25 protein-coding genes and 1 tRNA gene are annotated in these 25,727 nt (G+C 33.0%); 9 read left to right on the top strand and 17 right to left on the bottom strand.

All coding sequences use genetic code 11. From position 1 onward, the window contains the following. Positions 1 to 480 precede the first annotated feature (480 nt). The gene (locus DKT72_RS08945; protein ID WP_111308385.1) at positions 481 to 1,128 is read right to left on the bottom strand and encodes an NAD(P)-dependent oxidoreductase; all 648 of its coding nucleotides are present in this window, start codon (positions 1,126 to 1,128) and stop codon (positions 481 to 483) included. Positions 1,129 to 1,264: 136 nt separating this feature from the next. On the opposite strand from DKT72_RS08945, the gene DKT72_RS08940 reads away from it, so the two are divergent. Then, positions 1,265 to 1,621, top strand: a complete 357-nt coding sequence (locus DKT72_RS08940; protein WP_111308384.1) for a winged helix-turn-helix transcriptional regulator — start codon at positions 1,265 to 1,267, stop codon at positions 1,619 to 1,621. A gap of 110 nt (positions 1,622 to 1,731) precedes the next feature. On the opposite strand, the gene DKT72_RS08935 is transcribed toward DKT72_RS08940, so the two are convergent. The 4 genes from DKT72_RS08935 to DKT72_RS08920 are packed head-to-tail and all read right to left on the bottom strand — an operon-like array spanning position 1,732 to position 5,573. After that, positions 1,732 to 2,964: a M48 family metallopeptidase gene (locus tag DKT72_RS08935; RefSeq protein WP_111308383.1), complete on the bottom strand. Its 1,233-nt coding sequence runs from the start codon at positions 2,962 to 2,964 to the stop codon at positions 1,732 to 1,734. 5 nt (positions 2,965 to 2,969) lie between these two features. Continuing rightward, positions 2,970 to 3,767: a TrmH family RNA methyltransferase gene (locus DKT72_RS08930; protein ID WP_111308382.1), complete on the bottom strand. Its 798-nt coding sequence runs from the start codon at positions 3,765 to 3,767 to the stop codon at positions 2,970 to 2,972. A gap of 6 nt (positions 3,768 to 3,773) precedes the next feature. After that, positions 3,774 to 4,841 carry a DUF3810 domain-containing protein gene (locus DKT72_RS08925; RefSeq protein ID WP_111308381.1) on the bottom strand — a complete coding sequence of 356 codons (1,068 nt, stop codon included), beginning with the start codon at positions 4,839 to 4,841 and terminating at the stop codon, positions 3,774 to 3,776. Between the two features lie 42 nt (positions 4,842 to 4,883). After that, a complete protein-coding gene (locus tag DKT72_RS08920) occupies positions 4,884 to 5,573 on the bottom strand; it encodes a hypothetical protein (RefSeq protein WP_111308380.1) in 690 nt (229 codons plus the stop codon). Between the two features lie 165 nt (positions 5,574 to 5,738). Here DKT72_RS08920 and DKT72_RS08915 point away from each other — a divergent pair, with 165 nt between their 5' ends. Together DKT72_RS08915 and DKT72_RS08910 are read left to right on the top strand one after the other, a co-directional pair. Beyond that, on the top strand, positions 5,739 to 7,220 hold the full coding sequence (locus tag DKT72_RS08915) for an aminoacyl-histidine dipeptidase (protein ID WP_111308379.1): 1,482 nt from the start codon (positions 5,739 to 5,741) through the stop codon (positions 7,218 to 7,220). A gap of 152 nt (positions 7,221 to 7,372) precedes the next feature. Then, entirely contained in the window at positions 7,373 to 8,671 is a 1,299-nt protein-coding gene (locus DKT72_RS08910) for a serine hydrolase domain-containing protein (protein WP_111308378.1), read from the top strand. A gap of 433 nt (positions 8,672 to 9,104) precedes the next feature. On the opposite strand, the gene yidD is transcribed toward DKT72_RS08910, so the two are convergent. The 5 genes from yidD to DKT72_RS08885 all read right to left on the bottom strand — a co-directional run bounded on the left by yidD (position 9,105) and on the right by DKT72_RS08885 (position 14,403). After that, positions 9,105 to 9,326 (bottom strand): membrane protein insertion efficiency factor YidD, encoded by a 222-nt coding sequence (gene yidD, locus DKT72_RS08905; protein ID WP_111308377.1) that lies wholly within the window; start codon positions 9,324 to 9,326, stop codon positions 9,105 to 9,107. Positions 9,327 to 9,372: 46 nt separating this feature from the next. Next, positions 9,373 to 10,854 carry a cysteine--tRNA ligase gene (gene cysS / locus DKT72_RS08900; protein ID WP_111308376.1) on the bottom strand — a complete coding sequence of 494 codons (1,482 nt, stop codon included), beginning with the start codon at positions 10,852 to 10,854 and terminating at the stop codon, positions 9,373 to 9,375. A 69-nt stretch (positions 10,855 to 10,923) separates the two neighbouring features. Then, positions 10,924 to 11,601 (bottom strand): GTP cyclohydrolase I FolE, encoded by a 678-nt coding sequence (gene folE, locus DKT72_RS08895; protein WP_111308375.1) that lies wholly within the window; start codon positions 11,599 to 11,601, stop codon positions 10,924 to 10,926. A gap of 178 nt (positions 11,602 to 11,779) precedes the next feature. Further along, complete coding sequence (locus tag DKT72_RS08890) at positions 11,780 to 13,339, bottom strand: OmpP1/FadL family transporter (protein WP_220628107.1); 1,560 nt, start codon at positions 13,337 to 13,339, stop codon at positions 11,780 to 11,782. A gap of 26 nt (positions 13,340 to 13,365) precedes the next feature. Continuing rightward, entirely contained in the window at positions 13,366 to 14,403 is a 1,038-nt protein-coding gene (locus tag DKT72_RS08885; RefSeq protein ID WP_111308373.1) for a prolyl-tRNA synthetase, read from the bottom strand. Positions 14,404 to 14,505: 102 nt separating this feature from the next. Between DKT72_RS08885 and proS the strand changes: the two genes are divergently transcribed. The 3 genes from proS (at position 14,506) to rpsT (ending at position 16,485) form a co-directional block, all read left to right on the top strand. Further along, entirely contained in the window at positions 14,506 to 15,984 is a 1,479-nt protein-coding gene (gene proS, locus DKT72_RS08880; protein ID WP_111308372.1) for a proline--tRNA ligase, read from the top strand. 150 nt (positions 15,985 to 16,134) lie between these two features. Then, positions 16,135 to 16,206 (top strand) — tRNA-Glu (locus DKT72_RS08875). Positions 16,207 to 16,233: 27 nt separating this feature from the next. Further along, on the top strand, positions 16,234 to 16,485 hold the full coding sequence (gene rpsT, locus DKT72_RS08870; protein WP_111308371.1) for a 30S ribosomal protein S20: 252 nt from the start codon (positions 16,234 to 16,236) through the stop codon (positions 16,483 to 16,485). Positions 16,486 to 16,645: 160 nt separating this feature from the next. Here the strand turns inward: rpsT and rho are convergent, their stop codons facing one another. Beyond that, positions 16,646 to 18,295 carry a transcription termination factor Rho gene (gene rho / locus DKT72_RS08865; protein ID WP_111308370.1) on the bottom strand — a complete coding sequence of 550 codons (1,650 nt, stop codon included), beginning with the start codon at positions 18,293 to 18,295 and terminating at the stop codon, positions 16,646 to 16,648. A 196-nt stretch (positions 18,296 to 18,491) separates the two neighbouring features. Between rho and DKT72_RS08860 the strand changes: the two genes are divergently transcribed. After that, positions 18,492 to 18,902 carry a DUF4293 domain-containing protein gene (locus DKT72_RS08860; protein ID WP_111308369.1) on the top strand — a complete coding sequence of 137 codons (411 nt, stop codon included), beginning with the start codon at positions 18,492 to 18,494 and terminating at the stop codon, positions 18,900 to 18,902. A 444-nt stretch (positions 18,903 to 19,346) separates the two neighbouring features. Here DKT72_RS08860 and DKT72_RS08850 read toward each other — a convergent pair whose 3' ends face one another. The 3 genes from DKT72_RS08850 to DKT72_RS08840 form a co-directional block, all read right to left on the bottom strand. Continuing rightward, positions 19,347 to 19,940, bottom strand: coding sequence for an archaeosortase/exosortase family protein (locus DKT72_RS08850; protein WP_162623276.1), 594 nt, complete (start codon positions 19,938 to 19,940; stop codon positions 19,347 to 19,349). Next, the gene (locus DKT72_RS08845) at positions 19,930 to 20,199 is read right to left on the bottom strand and encodes a PID-CTERM protein-sorting domain-containing protein (RefSeq protein WP_162623275.1); all 270 of its coding nucleotides are present in this window, start codon (positions 20,197 to 20,199) and stop codon (positions 19,930 to 19,932) included. The genes DKT72_RS08850 and DKT72_RS08845 overlap by 11 nt, the downstream gene beginning before the upstream one ends. Before the next feature lie 122 nt (positions 20,200 to 20,321). Next, positions 20,322 to 20,813 (bottom strand): metallophosphoesterase family protein, encoded by a 492-nt coding sequence (locus DKT72_RS08840; protein ID WP_111308365.1) that lies wholly within the window; start codon positions 20,811 to 20,813, stop codon positions 20,322 to 20,324. 110 nt (positions 20,814 to 20,923) lie between these two features. On the opposite strand from DKT72_RS08840, the gene truA reads away from it, so the two are divergent. Together truA and DKT72_RS08830 are read left to right on the top strand one after the other, a co-directional pair. Further along, the gene (gene truA / locus DKT72_RS08835; RefSeq protein WP_111308364.1) at positions 20,924 to 21,667 is read left to right on the top strand and encodes a tRNA pseudouridine(38-40) synthase TruA; all 744 of its coding nucleotides are present in this window, start codon (positions 20,924 to 20,926) and stop codon (positions 21,665 to 21,667) included. Then, positions 21,668 to 23,434: an ABC transporter ATP-binding protein gene (locus DKT72_RS08830; RefSeq protein ID WP_111308363.1), complete on the top strand. Its 1,767-nt coding sequence runs from the start codon at positions 21,668 to 21,670 to the stop codon at positions 23,432 to 23,434. It abuts the gene before it with no gap. Between the two features lie 9 nt (positions 23,435 to 23,443). On the opposite strand, the gene DKT72_RS08825 is transcribed toward DKT72_RS08830, so the two are convergent. From DKT72_RS08825 to DKT72_RS08815, 3 genes are read right to left on the bottom strand one after another with little or no spacing between them, the layout of a single operon-like run. Continuing rightward, positions 23,444 to 24,223 carry a DUF3667 domain-containing protein gene (locus tag DKT72_RS08825; RefSeq protein WP_111308362.1) on the bottom strand — a complete coding sequence of 260 codons (780 nt, stop codon included), beginning with the start codon at positions 24,221 to 24,223 and terminating at the stop codon, positions 23,444 to 23,446. Beyond that, positions 24,223 to 25,008, bottom strand: coding sequence for a diadenylate cyclase (locus DKT72_RS08820; protein WP_111308361.1), 786 nt, complete (start codon positions 25,006 to 25,008; stop codon positions 24,223 to 24,225). Before DKT72_RS08820 ends, DKT72_RS08825 begins: the two co-directional genes overlap by 1 nt. A gap of 35 nt (positions 25,009 to 25,043) precedes the next feature. Continuing rightward, on the bottom strand, positions 25,044 to 25,727 hold the full coding sequence (locus tag DKT72_RS08815) for a hypothetical protein (RefSeq protein WP_111308360.1): 684 nt from the start codon (positions 25,725 to 25,727) through the stop codon (positions 25,044 to 25,046).

Raw genomic sequence — 25,727 nt, 5'->3', positions numbered from 1 at the left:
CATCCTCACTCTGAGGAATTTAACTCACTTTCTGAGTTTGAAGCGGCAAAGATACACTAATATTTCGGATTTACGATTTTTGATTTACGATTTATTGTTTGGGCGTTTTAACACGCTTTCAGCTATATTTTTTCATTCTTTAATTCCTGCGTAGACAGAAATTAAAAAATAAAAGCATGCTGCTTCAAATGAAAGTATTCACGAATTCAATAATTTAAAAAATATAAACTAATTTTAGTTTTGGACAGGTTCTTTTAACGGTTTAAGACTTGGCGTAGTGGTGGTCTTATAGTATTACCGTTAATACGATGTTCTAAAGTTCAAATTTAGCAATGAATTTCATACGAAGCATTCACCTGCATTATGCCAAACCTCTTTTAAATGCAACGTTTTTTCTCCGTTTGTCCAAAAAAAATATAAAAAAATGTCCGCCATATGTTAATGTCGAACATTTTTAAAGTCTATTTAAAGCATAACTGTTTAGTACGCTGCTGTAAATCTTGTCTTGTGATGTTTTGGATTTTCAACTTCGTCTGCGATAACAACCGCTAAGTCTTCTACCGACAAAATGCTTCTGTTGTTTTCATCAAAAACAGGCGTGTCATTTCCTAAACGATATTTTCCTGTTCGTCCAGTTGTAATCCCTGGGTGCATTTCAAATGCAGGACTGAAGAATACCCAATCCACATTATTTTCTGTTTTTAAAAAGTTGAGATAGTCTCTTGCAGCGGAAGCTCCTGCATAAAATTCTTTTGGAAAATCTGGGGTGTCAACTGCTTGAACACCTTCTGATACATATAAACTTCCTGCACCGCCAATAACAATGTAACGTTTAACACCTGCAAGTTTTACTGCTTCTTGAATAGCTTTTGAACCTGTAAGAAAGTCGTCATAAAGATTTGGATTTGTCCAACCTGCGTTGAAAGCACTTATAACTGTGTCGTTGCCTTTTAAGTTTTCAGCAAGTTTGTTCACGTCCGTAATGTCTGCTGAAACACTTGTCAAATTGGGTTTTTCTAATGTGTTTACGTTTCTCGCAATTCCTGTAACGCTGTGGTTACGGTTTGTCAATTCATTTGTGATGCTTGTTCCCACAAACCCTGTTGTCCCAATTACCGCTATTTTCATTTTTTACTATTGTTTAAAATTCTGTTACAAAAATACGAAGTATAGTTACAAAAACTATAACTGTTACCTATTGGTAAGTAGTTTCTATTTGGTAAGTAGTGTTCAACTTAGTAATTATTTTTGTAGCTTTGTCGTTATGAAAAAGCAAAAATCAGAACTCACAGGTATTTGCCGTTTGCAAGTTCAAGGTGTAAAAGACACCCAGGATTTGTTGAGCGGAAAATGGAAAACTGTAATCATAGCCGCGCTTTACAATAACGGAAAATTCCGATTTATGGATTTAGGTAGGCATATTGAAGGCATAGCGCCAAAGGTATTGTCAAAAGAGTTAAAGGATTTGGAAATGAACCAACTTGTTAAACGTACTGTCATGGACACAATGCCTGTTACCGTTGAATACGAACTTACACCACATGGCAAAAGTCTGAACAAAGTTGTTGAAGCAATGGGCGAATGGGGAATTAAATACAGAAAGTCGATTTTGAAAAAATAGATTTGTCTGTGTCGGTTGCGTGGTCGCCCCAATTAATGTTAAATAAATTCAAGTTTCTGAGAAAAAAACCACCTTGTTTTTTTAGAGTCAGCGCTATTTCCAGATTAAGATTATTTTCTCAAATTAGTAATCCGTTCCAACAAAGTGGGATGCGAATAATGCATAAACACATAAGCTGGATGTGGGGTTAAATTACTCAAACTGTTTTTAGATAGTTTTTTAAGCGAAGTAATAAGCGGTTCAGCTTTATAGGTGTTTTTAGCATAATCATCGGCTTGGTATTCAAATTTTCTGGAAAACAGGTTCATAATTAATCCTGTGATTTCAGAAATAGGGGCATATAATAATCCGAAGGCAATCAAACCAATATGAAAACTGGGAGTTTCAACACCCAATGCATTTGACAATAAGGGATTGGAGATAAAAAGCGATAGAATATAAAGCATTAACCCCGTCATTAAAATGGAGGCAAATAAGTTAAAGATGATATGCTTCTTTTTGTAATGACCAACTTCATGCGCCAACACTGCAACAATTTCTTCTTCCTCTAAATCATTCATCAACGTATCGTAAAGCGTCACACGTTTTTCACTTCCAAATCCCGAAAAATAAGCATTGGCTTTGGTACTGCGTTTAGAGCCATCAATTACAAATATTTTATCTAATTTAAAACCAACTGTTTGTGCATAAGCAGCAATCTGGTCTCTCAAACTTCCAGCATCTAAAGGTGTTTGTTTATTAAATAATGGCACAATAAGTTTCGAGTAAAACATATTCATGAAAACTGAAAACACGGCTATCAATGCTAATGCGTATAACCAAAAATAACTTCCTGCAAATTGGTAAAACCATATGATGAGTGCTAAAAGACCCCCGCCCACAATTGCCATCATGAGCCATCCTTTTATTTTGTCAAGTATAAAAATTTTAACGGTTGTTTTGTTAAACCCAAACTTGTCTTCAATAACAAAGGTGCTGTAGTAGTAGAAGGGCGTCATGATAATATCACTGCCAATCATAATTATTCCGAAGAAAATAAGGGCTACAATCATGTTGTTGTTGCTAAAACTTCTAGCTATATTATCTACAAATTCAAAACCATCGAAAAGTAAAAAAGCCAATGTTAAAAGCAACGAAAAGGTAGAAGTTATAAGTCCGAATTTATAATTAGTGGCCTTGTATTGCTGTGACTTTTTATATTCAGTATCGTCATAAACATCTTGTAAAACTTCTGGCAGTGCATCATTATAATGTTTAGCATTTAATGCATCTAAAATGGTATCAACTATAAATTTGATGATTAAAATGGTAATTATAATAAAGAAAAGTGTGTTTGCAGTCATATAGTTTATTTAAAGTTGCGTTGTCTTTTGGCTTCAAAAATAAGAATTCCTGCAGCAACCGATACATTCATCGAATCTATGTCACCTTGCATGGGAATGATGATGTTTTGAGTTGAACTTTTTAACCAATTATCACTCAATCCCGTCGCTTCCGTACCAACAACAATAGCCGTTGCTTTGGTGTAATCTTGCGTGTGATACTCCACAGAAGCTTGTAAGGCAGCGCAATAAATTTGCATATTATTAGCCTTCAAAAATTCAATAATTTCAAAAGTAGAACCTGTTGCCATTTGATTTGTAAATACACAACCTACGCTAGATCGAATGATGTTTGGATTGTACAAATCGGTTTTAGGGTTGGCTATAATCACAGCATCTAAATTGGCAGCATCTGCAGTTCTCAAAATGGCGCCAATGTTTCCTGGTTTTTCAGGAGCTTCAGCAATTAAAATTAAGGGGTTTTTAGTGTTGAATTTTAATTGATTTATGTTATGCGCTTTAGTTTTTGCAACGGCTAAAACACCTTCAGTAGTATCGCGATATGCTAATTTTTGATATACTTCAGAAGTCACTTCAATGAGACTTATGGGTTGATTTGTTAGATTGTTAAGCTGATCTGAATTAATGATTTCAGCATTGAATAAAATAGTTTCTATTTCATAACCACCTTTTATGGCAAGCATAATTTCGCGTTCACCTTCTATTAAAAATGAGCCGCTTTTTTTACGTTCGCGTGACTTGTCTTTTAACTGAACCAATTGTCGAATAAGAGGGTTTTGTGTACTGCTAATTTGCTTGTTCATAGTGAATTAAATAGGTTCTTTTTCGAAATAATTAACCAAAAGGGCCACCACATAACTATAGCTTTCCATACCCTTTACTTGGTTGTTGGCTTTTAAAAAATTACTATAGAATATTTTAAACATAGGTTCTAACGGATTTTCATAAGCATCCATAAATTCACGGACTTCTTTGAAATTATTTAAAATGCCTTTGTTAACTGTTTCAAGTAGCTTATTAAATAAGGTTTCATCACGTCTATATATTTCATTTAAACAAAAACGAAGTGCAAAGGTATAACCAGAATATTTAAAATATATGTCATCATGGTTTATAGTGGCCAAACAACCAATAAAATTAGCTTCATTTTCAGCAGCATAGCCTAGCTGATGTGCCATTTCGTGGGATGTGGTTGTTGGAAATAAATAAATAGGAATTAACGCATTTACCTGTGCTTCATTAGTAAACGGATTTAAATAGCCACTAAAACCCATATAAGTCAGGGGATAGCTATACAAAGATTTCTTGTCACTTTTTGGGTGATAATCTAAATCAGGGAATGTCTTTTTTAAATTCTCATATCCTTTTGGAGCAAGTTCTAAAATATCAGATTTATTATAGGGTAAATCTATTTTAGTAGTGTCATCTTGTTTAATTTCCGCATATATAGCATTCGATTTTTTAATTAATTTTTTAGTGACAACAATTAGCTGTTCTGTGGTATAATCCGCTTCCAGCTTTAGGTTTTTGTGTAATGGTAATCGGTAATAATTCATACCCCAAAGTAGATGAAAGGAAAAATATATCATGGATAATGCCGACAATACATCCATAAACCAATGTTTGGTATCTTGTCTTAATCGTTTTCTGTTTTTAAAAAGCCATTGTATCCCATAAACAATAGCAAATGTGTAAACGAAATCTCCAAACGAAAAAGGAATCCAACCTAAACTATATCGAAATATTTTAGAGACAAATTGATAAAAGCCATTGCTGTAATAGTCCTCAATGAATTCAGGGTAATGAGATAACCATTTAATGATGATATACTGCGGAATTATGGAAAGTGACAGTATGGCTTTTTTATTTTTCAGCATGGGTCAAAAATAAACAAATGTTCATTAATGACGGTTGATATGTCAATATTTAAAAATAGGATAACCATTTTGGCATTCTATAGATGTAGGTTGTTTTGGAACATCACATGTTGAGAAAATGGACCATTTAATATTATATTGTTTTTCGGCTAAATTGTAAGCTTCAATTTTTTTCAAAAATTCCACAGTATCAATTTCATTTGAATATGCAATAAAGCCTTGAGGCCCTCCACAAGCTTTGGTTCCGTAGGAAGTAAAGCTCCAGTTATTAGAATCTATACACGAAATACTATTAGATAGTGTAGTAATCTCATTGAACAAATTCATTAAATCTTGATGGTCTTTTTCTTGTTCAGATAATTCCCTTTTAACAGTTAATTGGTTATTGTCAAGTGAAATAATTCTCCACTGTAAATTTTTTGGAAAATTTTCAAGAGACATTATGATAAGTGACTCTTGGCTTTTCCAAGTGCCTTGGTCATCATAAAAAGTTAAAGGAGGCGTTCCACACCAACCAGATGTTCTTTGTATAAAAACAGAATTTTCCTTAAATGATATACCGGGAGCATTTTCGTTTAAACTTGCGGCTCGTTGAAATGTGACAATTTCATTATCATAACTTGAATCAATCCAATTGCCTATTAGTAAATTTTCAGGATCGATACTTATTTCAGGATTATTTTGACAAGCTAATAGAAGAAGGGCAATTAATAAAGTGTATCCAGTTTTCATTTTTTATGACTCTTTATAATTAGATGACAAAAGAATTAAAAGGTTGCGTTAGCTTATATTGATTTTTATGATAGATAGTTAAATTAAATAGTTCGTGAAATTTATAAGATTTATAAAGAAGCTAAATTGTAATAACTACCTTTGTAAAACACAATATGTAATATGATGAATTCAGAAATAAGACAACTTCAACCACAAGCACTTTGGAATAAATTCGCCGATTTAAATGCCGTACCTAGAGCTTCAAAAAAAGAGGCGCAAGTCATCGCTTTCATGAAAGATTTCGGTAAAAAATTAGGGTTAGACACTTTTGAAGATAAAGTTGGAAATGTGATAATAAAAAAGCCTGCAACCGCAGGAAAGGAAAACAGAACCACTATCGTAATGCAATCGCATTTAGATATGGTGCATCAAAAAAATAATGATACGGTTTTTGATTTTACAACTCAAGGTATTGATATGTATGTTGATGGGGATTGGGTTCGTGCTAAAGGTACCACTTTGGGTGCTGATAATGGCTTGGGCGTTGCCACTATCATGGCTATTTTAGAAAGTAAGGACATTCCACATCCAGCTATTGAAGCCTTATTTACTATTGATGAAGAAACGGGTATGACAGGTGCTATGGGTTTAAAAGGCGGTTTGCTTTCAGGAAAGATATTGTTGAATTTAGATACCGAAGAAGATGATGAAATAGGTGTGGGATGTGCAGGTGGTATTGATGTAACGGCCACTAGGGATTATAAAGAAGAAGAAACGCCAGAATTTAAAATTGGTTATACCATTACCGTTAAAGGTTTGCAAGGCGGGCATTCAGGGATGCAAATTCATGAAGGTTTGGGTAATGCTAATAAAATCATGAACCGTTTGTTATTTGATGGCTTTGAGAATTTTGGATTGAGAATTTCAGAAATTGAAGGCGGTAGTTTAAGAAATGCGATTCCGCGCGAAAGCAATGCTGTTGTGGCTATAGATGCAATTCATGAAACTGATTTTTTATCTAAAATGGAGTTGTTGGCAACTATTATTAAAACGGAGTTTAAAACGATGGAGCCGCATTTGAAGATTAGTGTTTCCAAATGTGAACTCCCAAAAATGATTATGGATTTAGGGGTTCAAGAAGGTTTTACTAGAGCCTTGTATGCGGCACAAAATGGAGTTTACAGAATGAGTGCTGATATTCCGGGTTTGGTAGAAACCTCAAATAATATTGCTAAAGTGCATCTAAAAGAAGGTTTAATAAGAATCGATTGTTTAACACGGTCTTCTGTGGAAACTTCTAAAATAGATTTGGCTAATGCCTTGCGTGCTACTTTTGAATTAACTGGCTGTGAAGTAGAATTTTCGGGAGATTATCCTGGATGGACGCCTAATATGAAGTCACCTATTTTAAAAGTAATGACCAAGTTATATAAAGAACTCCATGGTGAAGAGCCACATGTAGCAGCGTGCCATGCGGGACTGGAATGTGGTATTTTAGGTCAGAATTACCCAGGTATGGACATGATTAGTTTTGGGCCAAACATTAAAGGGGCACATTCGCCAGATGAACGCGCTCAAATTTCCTCTGTGCAAAAATATTGGAAATTTGTTTTAGAGATTTTGAAGCATATACCTCAAGATGAATCATTAAGACAAGAATTTTAATAGGAAGTTAACGGGGATTTTAAGCGTATTATATATCAATAATATAACTATAAATCAGTAAGTTATAAAAAAAAATATGTTTTTTGTCGGCTATTTAAGTATTTCACCCTATATTCGTAATATGCATCCCAAACCTAAATGCCAACCTATTTATGCATAGATTCAAAATCTTTACAAAACCAACTTTTCTGGTTTTTGCGTTTTTTTTACTCATCTTAAGTGTTGTTAGTTTGTTTGCTACTCCCGAAAAGCAAGTAGTTGTATCAATCGACAAAATTGACAAAATTCCAGTGGATCAAAATGCAATTAAAATATATAAATGGCATCAGCAAGAATTAAATGATGCGCTTACTACATATTTTGAGAGAGCAATTGCTTCAGGAGATATTATAGGTGCTGGGGTAAGCATCGTAAAGGGGGATTCTATCATAATTTCTGAAGGCTTTGGTAAAAGAAATATTAAACTTAAAGATAAAGTTGATAAAGAAACTGTTTTTCGACTAGGATCTATATCAAAAGGATTTGCTGGCGTTTTAGCTGCCAAGTTAAAAAGTGAAGGTGTTTTGGATTGGACGGATAAGGTGAGTGACTATATTCCAAATTTTCAGTTAGGAGATATTGCTAATACCAATCAAATTACACTTGCTACTATTTTATCCCAGACTTCAGGAGCACCTTACCATAGTTATACCAACCTTGTTGAAGCTGGATTATCGTTAACTGAAATTGCCACACGTTTTAAAGTGATTGCTCCCATTAGTAAACCAGGTAAAATGTATAGCTATCAAAATGCTATGTTTGCACTTAGTGGAGAGATAATGCAGCGATTAACCCATCAAGATATTACTACGTTATTGAATGACAGATTTTTTAAACCCTTAGAAATGAATACGGTTTCAATGGATTATCAAACTTTAGAGCACACAAAAAATGTAGCTTTACCTCATTCTAAAAGCGGTAATAATTGGAAAACCTTAAAGCTTAATCATAATTATTATAATGCCGTTGCAGCTGGAGGTATTAACGCTAGTGCTCTTGATATGGCTAAATGGATGGAGTTATTGTTAGGACATCATAGTGAAATTATAAATAAATCTGCTTTACAGGAAGTTTTTAACCCATTTATAGAAATAAAGGAATACAACAAGTATTATCAGCATTGGCCAGGGCATATCAGTTCGTCTTATGGATTTGGTTGGAGAATCCATAAATTTTTAGAAAACAATGAAGAAAAAACCATGTTACATCATGGTGGGAGTGTTAACAGTTACAGAAATGAAATTGCAGTCTACCCTGATGCCGATTTAGGTATTTGTGTGCTTTTAAATAGCAATTCTAAACTAGCAAAAACGGTGATACCTGATATTTATAAACTTGTAAAGGAGGTTTATAATGAAGCCAATTCAAAAATGATTACAGATTATAGTGAACAAGTAACCTCGAGACTTTAAAACTAAGCTAAAATATAAAACATAGAAAACAGCTCGATAAACGAGGGTGTTTCTAATATTTTAGAATTAAAAATTCCCTAATAGCCACCAGATAATTATAAAAATTATAATAGTACTTAAACAGCCTCCACCCAATTTTTTTGCTCCGTAACCTGCAATTAATGCTTTGAAAATATTTTTCATATGTAATGATTTATGTGATTATAAAATATGAATTATTTAAAGACAAAAATATTATAGATAGTCCGTTAAAACTTTATATAATTAAAATCAATAATTATAAGATTCGTAGTGTATAGATTAAGTTAATTGAGAGGGTATAGTTATTATTGATAAAACTAGGAGCAAGGAATGTACAAATAATGAAAGGAATTAGTAGTTCCGTTTCATAAATAACCAAATGATAAAGGTTGTTGATTATTTGTGAAACTTTTTAAGGTACAGGGTCATAGCCGGAGCCTCCCCAAGGATGGCAACTAAAAATACGCTTTATAGCTAACCAACCTCCTTTAAACAGTCCATGTTTTTGTAATGCTTCTTTAGAATAATGGGAGCATGTTGGTTGATATCTACAGGATGCAGGTGTTATAGGCGATATCAATGTTTGGTACACTTTTATCAAAAACAAAAATGGTGCAATGAGTAGTTTTTTCATTTGTTGTCATTAACTTCATTGAATCATCGCAGAAAAGAGAAAGCTTCTAATTAACTGAAAATGAAGTTCCGTCTTTGCCGTCTTTAAGTTGAATACCAGCCTCAGCCAATTCGTCACGTATTTTGTCAGACATGGCGAAATCTTTATTGGCTCTAGCCTCTTGTCTTAATTTAATTAAAACACCAACGGCCGCCGATAATTTGTCGGTTCCAGATTCGGTTTTAGACACGTTTTCAAGGCCTAAAATATCAAAAATAAAGGTATGTATGGTCTCCTGTAAAAGTACAATATCTTCTGAAGTTAAAGTTTCAGAACCTTCTTTCACTTGATTGATATATTTAACAGCTTCAAATAAATTAGCAATTAAAATAGGGGTGTTGAAATCGTCATTCATAGCATTATAACAAGCTTGTTTCCAATCTGCTATATTGATGCTAGACCTCGTTGATGGTTTTAAACTTTCTAAGGTGTTAAAGGCATCCATCAAGCGGTAAAAGCCCTTTTCACTACCTAATAAACCAGAGTCTGTTAAGTCTAAGACACTTCTATAGGAAGATTGCATCATAAAAAATCGAATAACGCTAGGAGAGTATGCCTTAGACATAATCTTATTGTTACCAGAAAGTAATTCTCCTGGGTTAATAATATTGCCTGTTGTTTTAGACATACGTTGTCCGTTTAACTCTAGCATATTGGCATGCATCCAATAATTTACGGGTGTTTGTCCTTTGGCAGCTTCATTTTGGGCGATTTCACATTCGTGATGTGGAAATTTTAAATCCATACCACCACCATGAATATCAAAATGATCTCCCAAATATTTGGTGCTCATAGCTGTACACTCTAAATGCCAACCAGGAAAACCATCACTCCACGGTGAAGGCCAACGCATAATATGTTGAGGTTCGGCTTTTTTCCAAAGTGCAAAATCTTGTGGGTTTTTTTTGTCGCTTTGGCCGTCCAATTCACGTGTATTATGAATTAAATCCTCTAATTTACGTTTGCTTAATTTACCGTAATCATGAGTTTTATTAAACTTATGGACATCAAAATAAACAGAACCATTAACTACATAAGCAAAACCATTATCAATGATGTTTTTAATCAATTCAATTTGTTCAATAATATGTCCAGTTGCCGTAGGTTCAATACTTGGAGGTAAAAAATTGAACGTATTTAATATATTATGAAAATCTACGGTGTAGCGTTGCACGATTTCCATAGGTTCTATTTGTTCTAACCGTGCTTTTTTGGTTATTTTATCCTCGCCAGCATCTGCATCATTTTCTAAATGACCAGCATCGGTAATGTTTCTAACATAACGCACTTTATACCCTAAATGTTTAAGGTATCTAAATATCACATCAAATGACATAAACGTCCTTACATTCCCAAGATGTACATTACTGTATACGGTTGGTCCACAAACATACATCCCAACATAGCCTTCGTTGATAGGTTTAAATGGTTCTTTTTTTCCTGAAAGCGAATTATATAGATATAGTTTTTGCTGCTGAAAAAGTTGCATGGATGTTGATGAGTTTAGTCGTTGATTTGTTTAGTTGTTAATGAGTAACAAAAATAAACATCAAACTTATTAAAATTTAGTGTCAAGTTTTATATAATCTAAAAATTCTCTACGGGTAGCCTCTTCTTTAAATTTACCACCAAATTCTGATGTTACGGTGCTACTTTCAATATCTCTAATGCCTCGAGAATTCACACATAAATGTTTTGCATCTATAACGCAAGCCACATCTTGAGTGTTTAAAACGTCTTGAAGTTCTTTGACAATTTGTATGGTTAAACGCTCTTGTACTTGTGGGCGTTTAGCATAATAATCTACAATACGGTTCATTTTAGAAAGACCTACAACACTTCCGTTAGAAATGTAGGCAATATGTGCTTTTCCAACAATAGGAAGCAAATGATGCTCGCAAGTGGAATACATGGTAATGTTTTTTTCAACCAACATTTCACCGTATTTGTATTTGTTTTCAAATGTGGAAGCGCTAGGTTTTTTATTGGGATCTAGGCCTCCAAAAATTTCTTTAACAAACATTTTAGCAACTCTGTTCGGTGTTCCATTTAAGCTATCATCCGTCAAATCTAATCCTAAGGTTTCCATGATGTGGCGTACATCATCTCTTATAATGTCTATTTTTTCTTCAACAGAAAGTTTAAAAGCATCACTTCTCATAGGTGTGTTTGATGAAGTTCCAATATGATCTTCACCCAAGGCATCAAAATCCTCAATGTTTTTCTCAATTTTCATGTGTTCAAAAAACTTATTTTTTAGTCAGCAAAGATAGGTAATTCCGTTTTGTTATGTTTTGTATTAACAAACAATTAATGCCGGTTTATTAGTACGATGAGGTTTTGTTTCCTTACAGTACATGAAAAAAAGCCTGAACTACTAAGTTCAGGCCTTATAATAAATGTCTTTATTCTGCTTATATATTGAAGCTTAAAGATAAAGTTATATTTGAATTTGTATTGTCAATTATAGCAGCATCCGTTAACCCAACATTGTATAATGGCGTTTCGGAAGTTCTTTCAAAATAATCATAAGTAACATCCAATTTTGTATTTCCAAAATTATATCCAATCCCTAATGAATAGCCGTTTAAATCACCAACGGTTATGCCGTTTTTATAAGGGCTTTCCTCAAAACGATAACCACCTCTTAAACTAAATTGTTGTATTTTATATTCGCCACCAATTCTATAGGTTGAAGCAGCGGTTAATACATTATTAACATCACTATTTAAACCAGTAAAATCTGAAGTCGGTTTAAATTTAGTAGTACTATAATCTTTGTGTGAATAGTCAAAACTAATTAAACCTTGTGTTCCAAAAACATAAGCTAAACTTCCTGTTATTTTTGCAGGTGTTTGTAATTTGTAATCTGGATAGATATTGACGATTTGTGGATTTACAACAGCTGTAACATTTGAGCCATTATCATCTCTTATGGCAGATAGATATTGTGTGGTTTCTTCTGAAATGGTATACCATGTTGGTGAATCATACGTTAAACCCACTCTGAATTCGTTACTTAATTTTAAAATACCACCTAATTGAAACGAAAATCCGCTACCTGTTGTAGATAGGGTGTTATCGAATGCTATACTGCTAATTAATGAATTATTATTTGAATTATTTTCAAATAGTGATGTGGAACGGTCGTAATTTATAAAATGAGAATTTAAATTTAACCCTAAATATAGGTTATCGCCATATTGAGCGGCCATGTTAAATGCTACTTTGCCATTTAATCCTGTTGATGTATAATAATAATTATGATCAAAATTTCCACTAGCAAGATTTGAGGTATATGTTGTATTGTTGTCGTCATCCACATCTGGTTCAAGTATGTAAGATTGGTATCCTAGGAAGGCTTGTTGATGCGTAAGCCCAAACACATTTCCAATATCGGAATAGGCATCGGTTATTGATTCATTCCCTATTAATGAAATATCTCCCAATTTTACGCCTTCTGAGTAAAGAAAGAAATATCCAGCTATCGAATTTGCTGGAGACCTAACAATATTATTTTGATCCACATAAACATCATCTTTTGTATTTGTTCCAACCGCATTCCAACTATTGTCATGATTATTGGTTTTATCATAAGCCACCCCTAAAGTAAATTTTCTCCAAGGAGAATTTGAGTTGTTATTAGCAAATACAAAAGATGCACCACCCTGATTTATATCGAAATTAGATTCGGTAGTTCCTGTTAAACCATTAAAATATCGTGTGTCATTTTTGGAAGCTAAATTTGAAAGGGTTATCGATGCATGACTTTGTGCAAAGACAGCAGAACCAGCAGGGTTGATGCTTACGGCACTCATATCACCACCTAAAGCTCCGAAGGCACCACTTAAAGCTCTAAAACGAGCGGTTCCTTGAATTTCACTTTGCGAATATCTTACGGCGTCAGAGATGTCTTGGGCATAAAGTGTAGACATAGATAACATGCCTATAAATAGGAATTGTAACTTTTTCATATGTTTCTTTTTTTCTTTAAAAAATATTAACGTCTTCTTGAAGAACCACCAGAACTACTACTGCCACCAGAAGACCTCATTGTTCCAGAGCTACTGCTGCCGCTACTTGATCTTGAGTAGCTTCCAGAATTGTTGCTACTAGAAGATGATCTGCTAGGAGAATACGTAGAATTATTGCTTGTGTTGCTTCTTCTTGAATAGGTAGAATTATTGGATGGATAAGAAGAGGATGTGTTAGCGCTACTATTTCTTCTTGACGAATTACTATTTATAGTAGAGGACGAATTATTGTAACCACGACTTGTCGTGCTATATGGACTAACCGTATTGCTTCTTCTATAAGAGCTGTATCTTGATGTATTACCATTGTTGGTAGAACTGCTTCTATTGCCTATGCTATTTGATCGATAGCTATTTCTTCTGCTGGCACTGTAAGACACATTATTTCTTCCATAATATGCATTTCCGTAATAATAATTATTGTATCCGTTGAAAGCATAGTAATGCCCAGGAAATCTATATGGATTGTACCAACCACCATAGAAACTACCATAAAAGCCTCCATAATAATCACCATAAAAACCAGCATAATAAGGATTGTAATAGCCCCAGTTGTTCCAACGGTTGCCATAATAGCCATAGCTAAAAAACGGTCTGTACCACATGCCTCCCCAGCCAAAACTTGGTTGAACATTGACGGTTACTTGACTATTGGTTTGCCCCCAACCACCATAGCCTTGGTAATTGTTGTTATTGGGGTCTCCTTCATCAGTATAAGAATTGCTTTGGTAGGAATCTACATCCGTGAAAATAGCACCTTCATCATTTATTCTTTCATACTCTAAAGCTTTACTATTAAAATAATTTTGATAATAATCATTAGAATTATTTTGTGTTTCAACAACAACTTGGTCATTTTGAGACATTGTTCTTGGGGCTTCGCCATAAATACCATCATTGTCCACACCAACGTATTGATAAGAACCACACGATGATACCACTAATAACAACATAGCAATTGCTATTAATGACATTTTTCTTTTTAAGTAGTTAATAAATTTCATATCTCTATTTCTTTTTTATTGTTGAACATAACAAAAATAGTTAGTTTTGCCAAACTATTTCTATATTTAACATAGTCACAATTTTTGTGCCAAACCACTTATATGAGCAAAAAACTTACTAGTAGAGCAGAGGATTATTCAAAATGGTATAACGAACTTGTTGTAAAGGCTGATTTAGCTGAGAATTCGGCAGTTAGGGGCTGTATGGTCATTAAGCCATATGGTTATGCCATTTGGGAAAAAATGCAGGCAGAATTGGACAGGATGTTTAAAGAAACCGGGCATCAAAATGCCTATTTTCCTTTATTTGTGCCAAAAAGTTTGTTTGAGGCCGAAGAAAAGAATGCCGAAGGTTTTGCGAAAGAGTGTGCTATTGTGACACATTATAGGTTACAAGCAGATCCTGACAAACCAGGTAAATTGCGAGTAGATCCAGAGGCTAAATTGGAGGAGGAATTGATTGTAAGACCAACTTCGGAGGCCATTATTTGGAATACTTACAGAGGATGGATTCAATCTTATAGGGATTTACCATTGTTAATTAATCAATGGGCTAATGTCGTGCGTTGGGAAATGCGTACACGTTTGTTTTTGCGTACCGCAGAATTTTTATGGCAAGAAGGGCATACAGCACATGAAACAAAGGTTGAAGCTATTACTGAAGCAGAATTAATGAATAATGTATATGCGACATTTGTTGAAAATTTCATGGCCATTCCTGTTATTCAAGGATTAAAAACAGAAAGTGAACGTTTTGCTGGAGCCGATGAAACCTATTGTATTGAAGCATTAATGCAAGATGGGAAGGCATTACAAGCTGGAACATCTCACTTTCTCGGACAAAATTTTGCCAAAGCCTTTGATGTTAAATTCGCCAATAAAGAAGGTAAGCAAGATTATGTTTGGGCAACGTCTTGGGGTGTTTCAACACGCCTTATGGGGGCGTTAATTATGACGCATAGTGATGATAATGGTTTGGTTTTACCGCCAAGTTTAGCACCAAATCAAGTGGTCATAGTGCCTATTTATAAAAGTGACGATGAATTTAATGCTGTAAGTGAAGTAGCCCATAGTATTTTAAAAGAGTTAAAAAGTAAAAATATATCTGTTAAATACGATGATAGGGATACACAACGTCCTGGTGCGAAATTTGCACAATATGAGTTGCAAGGTGTTCCATTGCGTATTGCAATAGGCCCTAAAGACTTAGAAAACGGTACTGTTGAAATAGCAAGGCGAGATACCTTAACAAAAGAAGTCATTGCTTTAAAGAATTTAAGCAAAGTTGTTGAGAATTTATTAGCAGATATTCAAAAATCGTTATTTGAAAAGGCGTTAAATTTTAGAGATAATCATATAACCGAAGTAGAAAATTTTGAAGAATTTAAGTCTGTTTTAGAAAATAAAGGCGGTTTTATCTCGGCGCATTGGGATGGGACCATTGAGACAGAAGAAAAAATAAAAGAGCTTACAAAGGCAACAATTAGGTGTATTCCATTGAATAATAAGCAAGAAGCAGGTGTTTGTGTGTATACTGGAAACCCTTCAAAAATGAGAGTGTTATTTGCAAAGGCATATTAATTTAATTTTTTTTCAAAAAATATTAAGTAGGTATTGCGACATTTAAAAATAGTTGTATTTTTGCATCCGCAATGGAAACGTTGCAAGTTATTTGAAAAGTGTTGCAAGTTTAAATTTTATAATTATATTTGCGCTCTCAAAAAAATCCTTGGCCCGTTCGTCTATCGGCTAGGACGCCAGGTTTTCATCCTGGTAAGAGGGGTTCGATTCCCCTACGGGCTACAATTTTAAAAAAAACAAAAATTAGAAATGGCAAATCACAAGTCATCGTTAAAAAGAATTAGAAGTAACGAAACTAAGCGTACAATAAACAAATATCAGCATAAAACAACTCGTAATGCTATTAAAAAATTACGTGAATTAACTGATAAAAAAGAAGCTGAGACGTTATATACTTCTGTTGTTTCTATGTTGGATAAATTAGCTAAGAAAAACGTTATTCATGCTAATAAAGCTGCAAACCTTAAATCTGGGTTATCTAAGCATATAGCTGCACTTTAACATAAACTTATTAAAATATCAAAAGACCTCTCAAGTATTTGAGAGGTCTTTTTGTTTTAAATTGTTGTGACAAAACTTAATTATAAAGGCTCATAAAAAAAGCCTTAACAAATAAATTGGTTGTTAAAGCTTTTTATGTTTAATGTTTGGTTAGAATATTTTATCCATTCATGGATATTAAAAACTCTTCGTTATTTCGAGTCTGTTTAAAACGTTCGTTAATGAATTCCATAGCTTCAACAGGATTCATATCAGCAAGATATTTACGCATTACCCACATACGTTGTATGGTGTTTTCGTCCAGTAATAAGTCGTCACGGCGTGTGCTTGATGATGTAAGATCAATAGCAGGGAAAATTCTGCGGTTAGAGATTTTTCTATCCAATTGAAGTTCCATATTACCAGTTCCTTTAAATTCTTCAAAGATAACCTCGTCCATTTTAGAGCCCGTTTCTGTCAATGCAGTAGCAATAATAGTCAAAGAACCACCGTTTTCAATATTTCTAGCGGCACCAAAGAAACGTTTTGGTTTATGCAATGCATTGGCATCCACACCACCACTTAATATTTTACCAGAGGCAGGTTGAACTGTATTATAAGCTCTTGCCAAACGTGTTATGGAATCTAAAAGAATCACGACATCATGTCCACATTCTACCAAACGCTTTGCTTTTTCAAGAACAATATCGGCGATTTTAACATGTTCATGTGCTTCTTTATCAAATGTAGAAGATATGACTTCCCCACGTACATTGCGTTGCATGTCTGTAACTTCTTCTGGGCGTTCATCTATTAATAAAATCATTAAATAAACTTCAGGATGATTGGCTGCAATAGCATTTGCAACATCTTTAAGCAACATGGTTTTTCCTGTTTTAGGCTGCGAAACAATCATACCACGTTGTCCTTTTCCGATAGGGGAAAATAAATCCATAATTCGTGTAGAAATGGTACTTTGTTTCTCTGCTAATTTAAATTTCTCCTTAGGAAATAAAGGTGTTAAATGTTCAAACGATACACGGTCTCTTACCACATTTGGATCTTGACCGTTAATTTTAATAACTTTTATTAAAGGAAAATATTTTTCACCTTCTTTTGGAGGCCTTACATGTCCTAAAACTGTATCACCTTTTTTTAAACCAAATAAACGTATTTGGGATTGTGATACATAAATATCATCGGGTGATGATAGGTAGTTATAATCAGAAGATCTTAAAAAACCATAGCCATCAACCATAATGTCTAAAACACCTTCGCTTTCTATAATGGCATCAAACTCAAAATCTGGCTCGCGGTAGCGGTTCCTGTTGTCTTTATTTCCAGCATCCACATTGCCGTTTTTTTGATTTGAATTTTGATTAGGATTTTGGTTTTTATTTTTGTGTTGAGGATTGTTATCTCTCTTTTGGTGAGGTTTTTGAACGTCTTTTGGTCTAGGGTTTGGAACATTCTTTGTTTTTTGTTCTTCCTTATTCTTGACTTCAGCGACAGGCTCGGTAGGAGCTTCATTCGTCATAGTCTCTACTATAGGTTTTTCTTCTTTCTTTGGTTGGGGTGTGTTTTTAATAGGTTTTTGTACACGCGCTCTAGGCTTTTTTTCCTTATTATTAGTTTTTTCAGTTTTATCCTCACTAAATAAGGTAGGCTCAGCTACTTCATTCACAACTTTTGGGTCAGCTGCTTGTGTATCTAATATTTGATAGACTAAATCTTGTTTTTTTAATGAACGATATTTTGGTATGTTCAATTTTTGTGCAATCTCTTGTAAATCAGAGAGTTTTTTGTCCTTTAACTGTGAAATTTCAAACATTTATGTTTAATTGAATATTTTATTTTGAAAAAAAATTTGAATTGTTCTGAAAAAATGATTTTTAATCTGAAGAATTAACAACTTACTACTGTGGTTGTTGTGAATTGTTACTGCAATTATACAACTTTATTTTAATTTTTAGTACTAATTTTATGAAGAAACTGTTATTTTTGCTTCCAAGTTTTTTTTTAACAACATGTTACAACGCATACAAACTATATATTTATTAATAGCCGCCATTATTTCTGGAGGTTTAATATTTATATTTCCAATTTGGAAATTAAATGATGGTTTAGAAGTATTTGCAACAAGCAGCCTTTTGTTTTCATGTTTGTTTTTTGGTTCAGCTATATTTTCATTACTAGCTATATTTATGTTTAAAAACAGGAAGCTTCAATTTGTATTGGGACGACTTGCCATCATATTAAACTTTATTTTACTAGGATTTTTTGTGTATCAATCTCTAACTGTATCTGGAGAAGCTGAGGCTTCTGAGAAAGGTATTGGGATGTTTCTTCCTATTGTTTCTATCGTTTTTTTGGCATTGGCCAATAAAGCCATCAAAAAGGATGAAGATCTCGTAAAATCTGTAGATCGATTGCGATAAACCTAACATCTTAGTAGTATTAGTGCGTTAGCCCAAGGTGAAGATCTTGGGCTTTTTTTATTTCAATAAACAGAAACTTTTTTTAAACTTTTATTGAGTAAACCCATTGCAACATATAGTACTGGAGATATTAATATTTCTTGAATTGTAAGGGCGAACTCTTTCAAGTTTAAAGGGATTGGAAATATAAACCAGCTGAATAGACCTAAAGAGGTTATGATACATAATCCAGATATGTGCACTATGTGCCAAAGGGATGACATCCACCGATCTTTTAATTTTCCAAGGTGAAATGTTCCTATAAAATACACAGCAATTGTGGTTGTGAATCGAAAAAGCGGAACCACTATTTTTGGTACTATATTGAAATACTCATTTTCAAAAAAGATATAATAGCATGAATAAATAATTATAATAAATACAAGTCCCGCTATAAAACGAAACTTATCCGATTTGTATAAGTTCATTTTTTATTTGAATTTTTCGGGAATAAAACATCCATATCAAAAACGTAGTTAAATAAACCGTAATCTTAAATAAGTAATGATGCGCAAATTCAAAATAGGCATGAAAATATTCACGTAAGTATATGAGTCCAGTACATCTTAGAATATTGACGATGTCAAGAATTATTATACCTAAAATGATATAAAGTATTTTACGCCAAATTTTGGAAGGCATACAAACTATAAAGCCAATATATAAAACCATTAACTCTAAACCATTACAAGCATCTGCTATATATAAAACTGGTGTGTTATTGTGATATATTTGGGAGGCTACTTCTTCAACTTTCTCTCCATTATCAGCAAAATTTGTAACAACTCTTTCAGTTGTAAATCCTGATAAAAAACCTAGGCTATTTAAAAATAGAGTAGAAGTTTCAGCAACATGGTTTGTTAATGGATGATCTAACAATTTTGAATCATATAAAAAAATGCCATATATGATTTTCCAGATAAAGAAAAAAAGTAAGGCCTTTCCTAAAAAAAGCCTTACAGATAATGGAATTTCTTTAAAAATTGAATTAAATTTCATTTTTTTTATTCCCGTGTAGTTTTTTAACACCAAAAGCAGCTGCACCAAATAATAAGATACTAAGACCACCATCTAATGGAATTTTATCTCCACCTCCTGGTTTATTAGGTTTATTAGGTTTTTTTTTATTTTTCCCAAAAAGAACTGAGAAAGAACTGTCAAAGGATAAAGGAGTGGTAGCAGCATTCATATTCGCTGAAAATGTCAAAGCAAAGACTATTATTATTGCTCTGATGTTTGTAAGTAGGATTTTTTTCATAAGTATTTATTGAAATGGTTAATATCTGTCCAAAAATAAATACAATCTAGTTTGTAACCTATTTTTTTCGATAGGACACCATTTTTCTCTATTAAAAGCCAAAATAAGATTATAATTGAAAATTATTTTTGAAATTCAATAACCTCTAAATCATCAATTTTGCTTCCATCAATGCTAAAGCGTAGCATCGTTCTAACTTTATGAAACCCGTGTTTCCCAACGGCTCCAGGATTCATATGTAGTAAATTTAACTTCTTATCGGACATCACTTTTAAAATATGGGAATGCCCGCAAATAAACAGCTTTGGTGGATTTAATCTGATTGCTTCCCGAATTCTGACATTATAGGCTCCTGGATAACCGCCAATATGTGTTATCCAAACATCCACATCTTCACACATAAAACGATTATTTTCTGGAAATTCCATGCGTATGTTGGTGTCATCAATATTACCAAAAACACCTTTTAGGGGTTTTAGTTTTTTTATGACATCGGTCACTTTTAAATCCCCAATATCGCCCGCATGCCAAACTTCATCAGCCTGTTTTACATATTTTAGTATGTCATTATCTATATAACCGTGGGTGTCAGAAAGTAATAATATTTTTGTCATAAATAGGTTCCGTGAAAATGGATATATTTAATATTTAATTAAGAAAGCGAACTTCGCAAGATTAACAAATCTGTCTATCTTTGTCGTTTTAACAAAAGTATTAAAATAGCTTGAGGTATTTTATTGAACTTTCTTATAATGGTAAAGCGTATCATGGTTGGCAAAACCAGCCTAAAGCAATTTCGGTACAGGAAGTTGTTGAAGACAGTTTGTCCAAATTATTAAATGAAAGTATCGCTATTGTTGGTGCAGGTAGAACAGATGCTGGCGTGCATGCGTCACAAATGTTTGCCCATTTTGATACCAACATAGTTTTTAAAGAAGAAGATTTGATTTTTAAACTCAATTCTTTTTTGCCAAAAGATATCGCTATACATGATATTTTTAAAGTGAAAGCAGAGGCCCATGCTCGTTTTGATGCGTTAAGTAGAACCTATTTATATAAAATATGTTTGAAAAAAAATGCCTTTACATTTGATAATGTGTTTTATGTGAAACAAGATTTGAATGTTGATAAAATGAATGAAGCCTCAAAAATTTTATTTCAGTATAAAGATTTTCAATGTTTTTCAAAAACTAAAACAGATGTGAAAACTTTCGATTGTGATATTATGAGAGCGGAATGGTTTTTTAAGGACCATGAACTTCATTTTATAATAAAGGCAGATAGATTTTTGCGAAATATGATTAGAGCCATTGTTGGAACCATGATAAACATTGGAACAGGTAAATTAAATAGTCAGGATTTACATGCCATAATAGCATCTAAAAATAGGAGTGAGGCAGGATTTTCTGTTCCTGCCCATGCTTTATATTTAACAGAAATTATATATCCAAATACCCTAAAAATATAAATGGCAGATACAAACGAAAAGAAGTTTGACGTTAATTTATTCGCACGTCTTTTTAAGCACATTAAACCTTATAGATGGGTGTTTGCCGTGGTTTTATTTTCTGTATTAGCTATTGCTGTTTTAGGTGCTTTAACTCCGGATTTATTACAAAGAGCCATTGATGAAAATTTGACGACGAAAGATTCAAAAGGGTTTTTCTATTATATCATTTTAATGATATTTCTTTTAATTCTAGAATTCGTTTTTCAACTTGTATTTACATATTACTCAGGTTGGCTAGGACAGCATGTTGTAAAAGATGTGAGGTTAAAATTATTTAACCACTTACTTCGTTTTAAAATGAAGTATTATGATAATTCGTCTGTTGGTGTGCTTATAACAAGGTCTGTCACAGATATGGAACGTATAGCAGATATTTTTGGTCAGGGTTTGTTTACCATTTTTAGAGATTTGCTTACCATGATTGTTATTTCTGGATTTATGTTTTATAAAAGCTGGAAATTGAGCTTAATTGTTTTTGCTGTTTTACCTTTAGTCATGTACGCGTCAAGATTATTTCAAAAATATATGAAAATAGCTTTTGAAGATGTGCGTAATGAAGTGTCGAATTTAAACTCTTTTGTACAAGAGCGTTTAACAGGTATGAAAATACTTCAGCTTTTTGTTAGGGAAGATATTGAAAGTAAAAAATTTAGAGAGATCAATGAACGGCATAAAAAAGCTTGGTTAAAAACCATTTGGTATAACTCCATATTTTTTCCAATAGCAGAGTTGTCGTCGTCTATAGCTATAGGTTTGGTTGTATGGTATGGAGGTTTGACTATGGTTTTAAGTGATGCAGCAACTCAAGGCGTTATGTTTGCTTTTATTATGTACATTCCTAAATTATTTAGGCCTTTACGCCAAATTGCAGATAATTTTAATGCTTTGCAAATGGGTATGGTGGCTGCCAATCGTGTGTTTAATATATTAGATACTAATTCGCAAATTGATGATAAAGGAACAAAAGAAATAACCCATTTTAAAGGCGATATTGTTTTTGAGGATATTTATTTTAGTTATGTTGAAGATGAAACCGTTTTAAAAGGGATTTCTTTTAGTGTGGAGTCAGGACAAACAGTTGCCATTGTTGGAGCCACAGGAGCAGGAAAATCTACTATCATTAATTTATTAAGCCGTTTTTATGAAATAGATAAAGGTGTTATTACGGTTGATGGTATTGATGTGAAAGATGTGACTCTGTCTTCGTTAAGAAATCAAATTGCAGTGGTTTTACAAGATGTCTTTTTGTTTGCAGATACTATTCTAAGTAATATAACCCTTAATAAAGCTCACATCACTGAAGCGGAAGTACAACAAGCAGCTAAAGACATAGGAATCCATGATTTTATTATGAGTTTACCAGATGGTTATCATTATAACGTAAAAGAACGTGGAGCTATGTTATCATCTGGTCAGCGTCAACTTATTTCATTTTTAAGAGCTTATGTGACTAATCCGAGTATTTTGGTATTAGACGAAGCGACATCTTCTGTAGATTCATATTCAGAACAACTTATTCAAAATGCCACAGATAAAATAACAACGGGTAGAACCTCTATTGTTATTGCTCATAGATTGGCGACTATTAAAAAAGCTGATAAAATTATCGTTATGGATTCTGGTGAAATTGTAGAGCAGGGCACGCACCAAGAACTTCTGAAAAAAGAAAATGGCTATTATAGAAATTTATATGAAGTTCAGTTTTTAAAGGAAGATGTAGCTTAAAGTTCTTACTTATTTTTTTTGAGCCTCAATAATGGATTGTAAATCACCATTAAGATACATAACAATCGCCATCATTATAGATAAAATGATAAATACAATTCCTAAAATAACTAAAAATATAATGGTTCTGAGAATAATAGTTTGAAAATTTAAGTTATACAATCGTTTGAGGCAGAAAGCTGTAAATATAATCATTGGAGGTATTAGAAATAAACTCATTTCTCCTTGTGTAATGCCAAATACTGATAAAAAAATACCCAATATGGCACTAACAATTGAAAGATGAGCTTGGATATACATAAAAACAACAAGTAGTTCGGTGTAATTGTATTTATTTAAACCAATGAAAGACAATCTACACATTATAGCATATACAGGAACATACAGCATCATGAAAATAGATTGATACTCTTGTACATAACTCAAATTTTTCCTTTGGAATTCTTCCTGACCTGGGCTAACAATTGTCGAAAAATCCATTGCTTCAGGAAAAAATTTGTTCAATATAACGATGTATAATCCCGACAAAGTTATTGCCAACGCAAAATAACTGACAACATTTGCATATTTTTTTCTTACCCCATCAATATAGCTGCCAATAACATCTTCTGGTTTCGTAAAGAGAGAAATAAATGTTCTAAGAAATGTATTGTCGTAATTAAGATACGATTCACTAAAATCTTGAAATAAATTTTTTAGCGTTAATCTATTACTAATCACCTTTGCACCACAAAAATTACAGTAATGACTTTCGTTGATTAATGATATGTTACAATTTTTACATTGCATTAAGCCAGATCATTTTTAATAATTTCAATAAGCTCAGCATTATCTTTAAACAACACAAATTCCCCATCTTTAAAATAGGAAATATGACCTGTTTCTTCGCTTACGGCTAATGCTAGGGCATCGGTTTTTTCGGTAACCCCAATGGCAGCTCTGTGACGTAAACCAAAACGTTGCGGAATCACTTTATCATTATTCACAGGAAGGATAACACGGGTTGCTTTTACTATATTATTGTTTATTATAATGGCACCGTCATGCAGCGGACTATTTTTAAAGAAGATACTTTCTATAATAGGTTGAGTCACTTTAATATTCATTTCATCACCTGTGGCCGTTAGGAAGTCTAAATTATTATTGCGTTCAAAAACAATTAAGGCCCCTGTTCTAGATCCAGACATTTTATTGCATGCAGATATAATGGTTTCTACATTGGTTTCATCTCCAGTTTCCGTTTTTAAAAATTTAAATTGAGCCAAAAGGTTTCCTTTTTTACTGAAATTTGTGGAGCCAACCATGAGCAGAAATTTTCTAATCTCTGGTTGAAAAACCACAATAAGAGCAATAATCCCAACTTTCATAAACCCACCAAGGATGCCGGTCAGTAAAGCCATATTTAAAAAATCTGTCAGTCTGAAAACGAGATAAATAATGATGATGCCAATAAAAATATTAATGGCCACAGTCCCTTTTATGAGCTTGTAGATATAATAAAGTAGAAGTGCTACCAAAATAACATCTATAATATCTATAACTGTAAATTTTAAAAGGTCTTTAAAGATTTCCAAGGGTGTGTGGTTTTGGTAAATTTAGTAAAATATGGTTAATTATGAAGGAACTCTTGATTGGATATTTTTAGATGCTTAAAACCAGATTTTAATAGCATGGATTTATATGTAATATAATCTTGAAAAGATAGCATTTTATTGAAATTTAAATACAAAGTACTTTCAATAGTGTCTAGTTTTTTTAAATCAATTAACAACTCATTTTTGTTTGTCATAATTATAAATGGCTCAGAATTAGGATTGATAATGGAAATTTGCCCATCTAAATTAAAGCTGATGGGTTTTAAGTTTTGTATGTCTTTAAATTCTGGAATATTTGACATGTAGGTTTCAGAAGAGTCTTCATGGTAAACGACATTAGTAAACTCCACAAATCCCAGATTTTTTCTACTCAAGTCATTGCATGTAAAATAATTTTTGGCATTTTCGTTTTTGTGCTCCGAATTTTGCTTTTTATTTTGAAGAAATTTTATTTGTGGAATCACTTGTTTAAGTGTTAAACGTTTATCGACATTTACTAGCCAATTTGTGGTGCTTATTAAGTTTTTTCTGTTTAATTCAATGCCTTCGGGTTCACTTTCGTCATAAAATAAATAAGCTGCAGAGACATCCTGTATTTCAGAAATATCTGAATGATTAATTTCAGGAAGTTGAACCACTTTGTCCTTTCCGCAGGAAATAAAAAACAGTATAATAATGAGTAGTGATATATGTTTCAT

The sequence above is a fragment of the Confluentibacter sediminis genome, assembly GCF_003258355.1.
In the GTDB taxonomy this organism is placed as follows: domain Bacteria; phylum Bacteroidota; class Bacteroidia; order Flavobacteriales; family Flavobacteriaceae; genus Confluentibacter; species Confluentibacter sediminis.
This window is presented reverse-complemented; position numbering and strand designations above follow the sequence as displayed.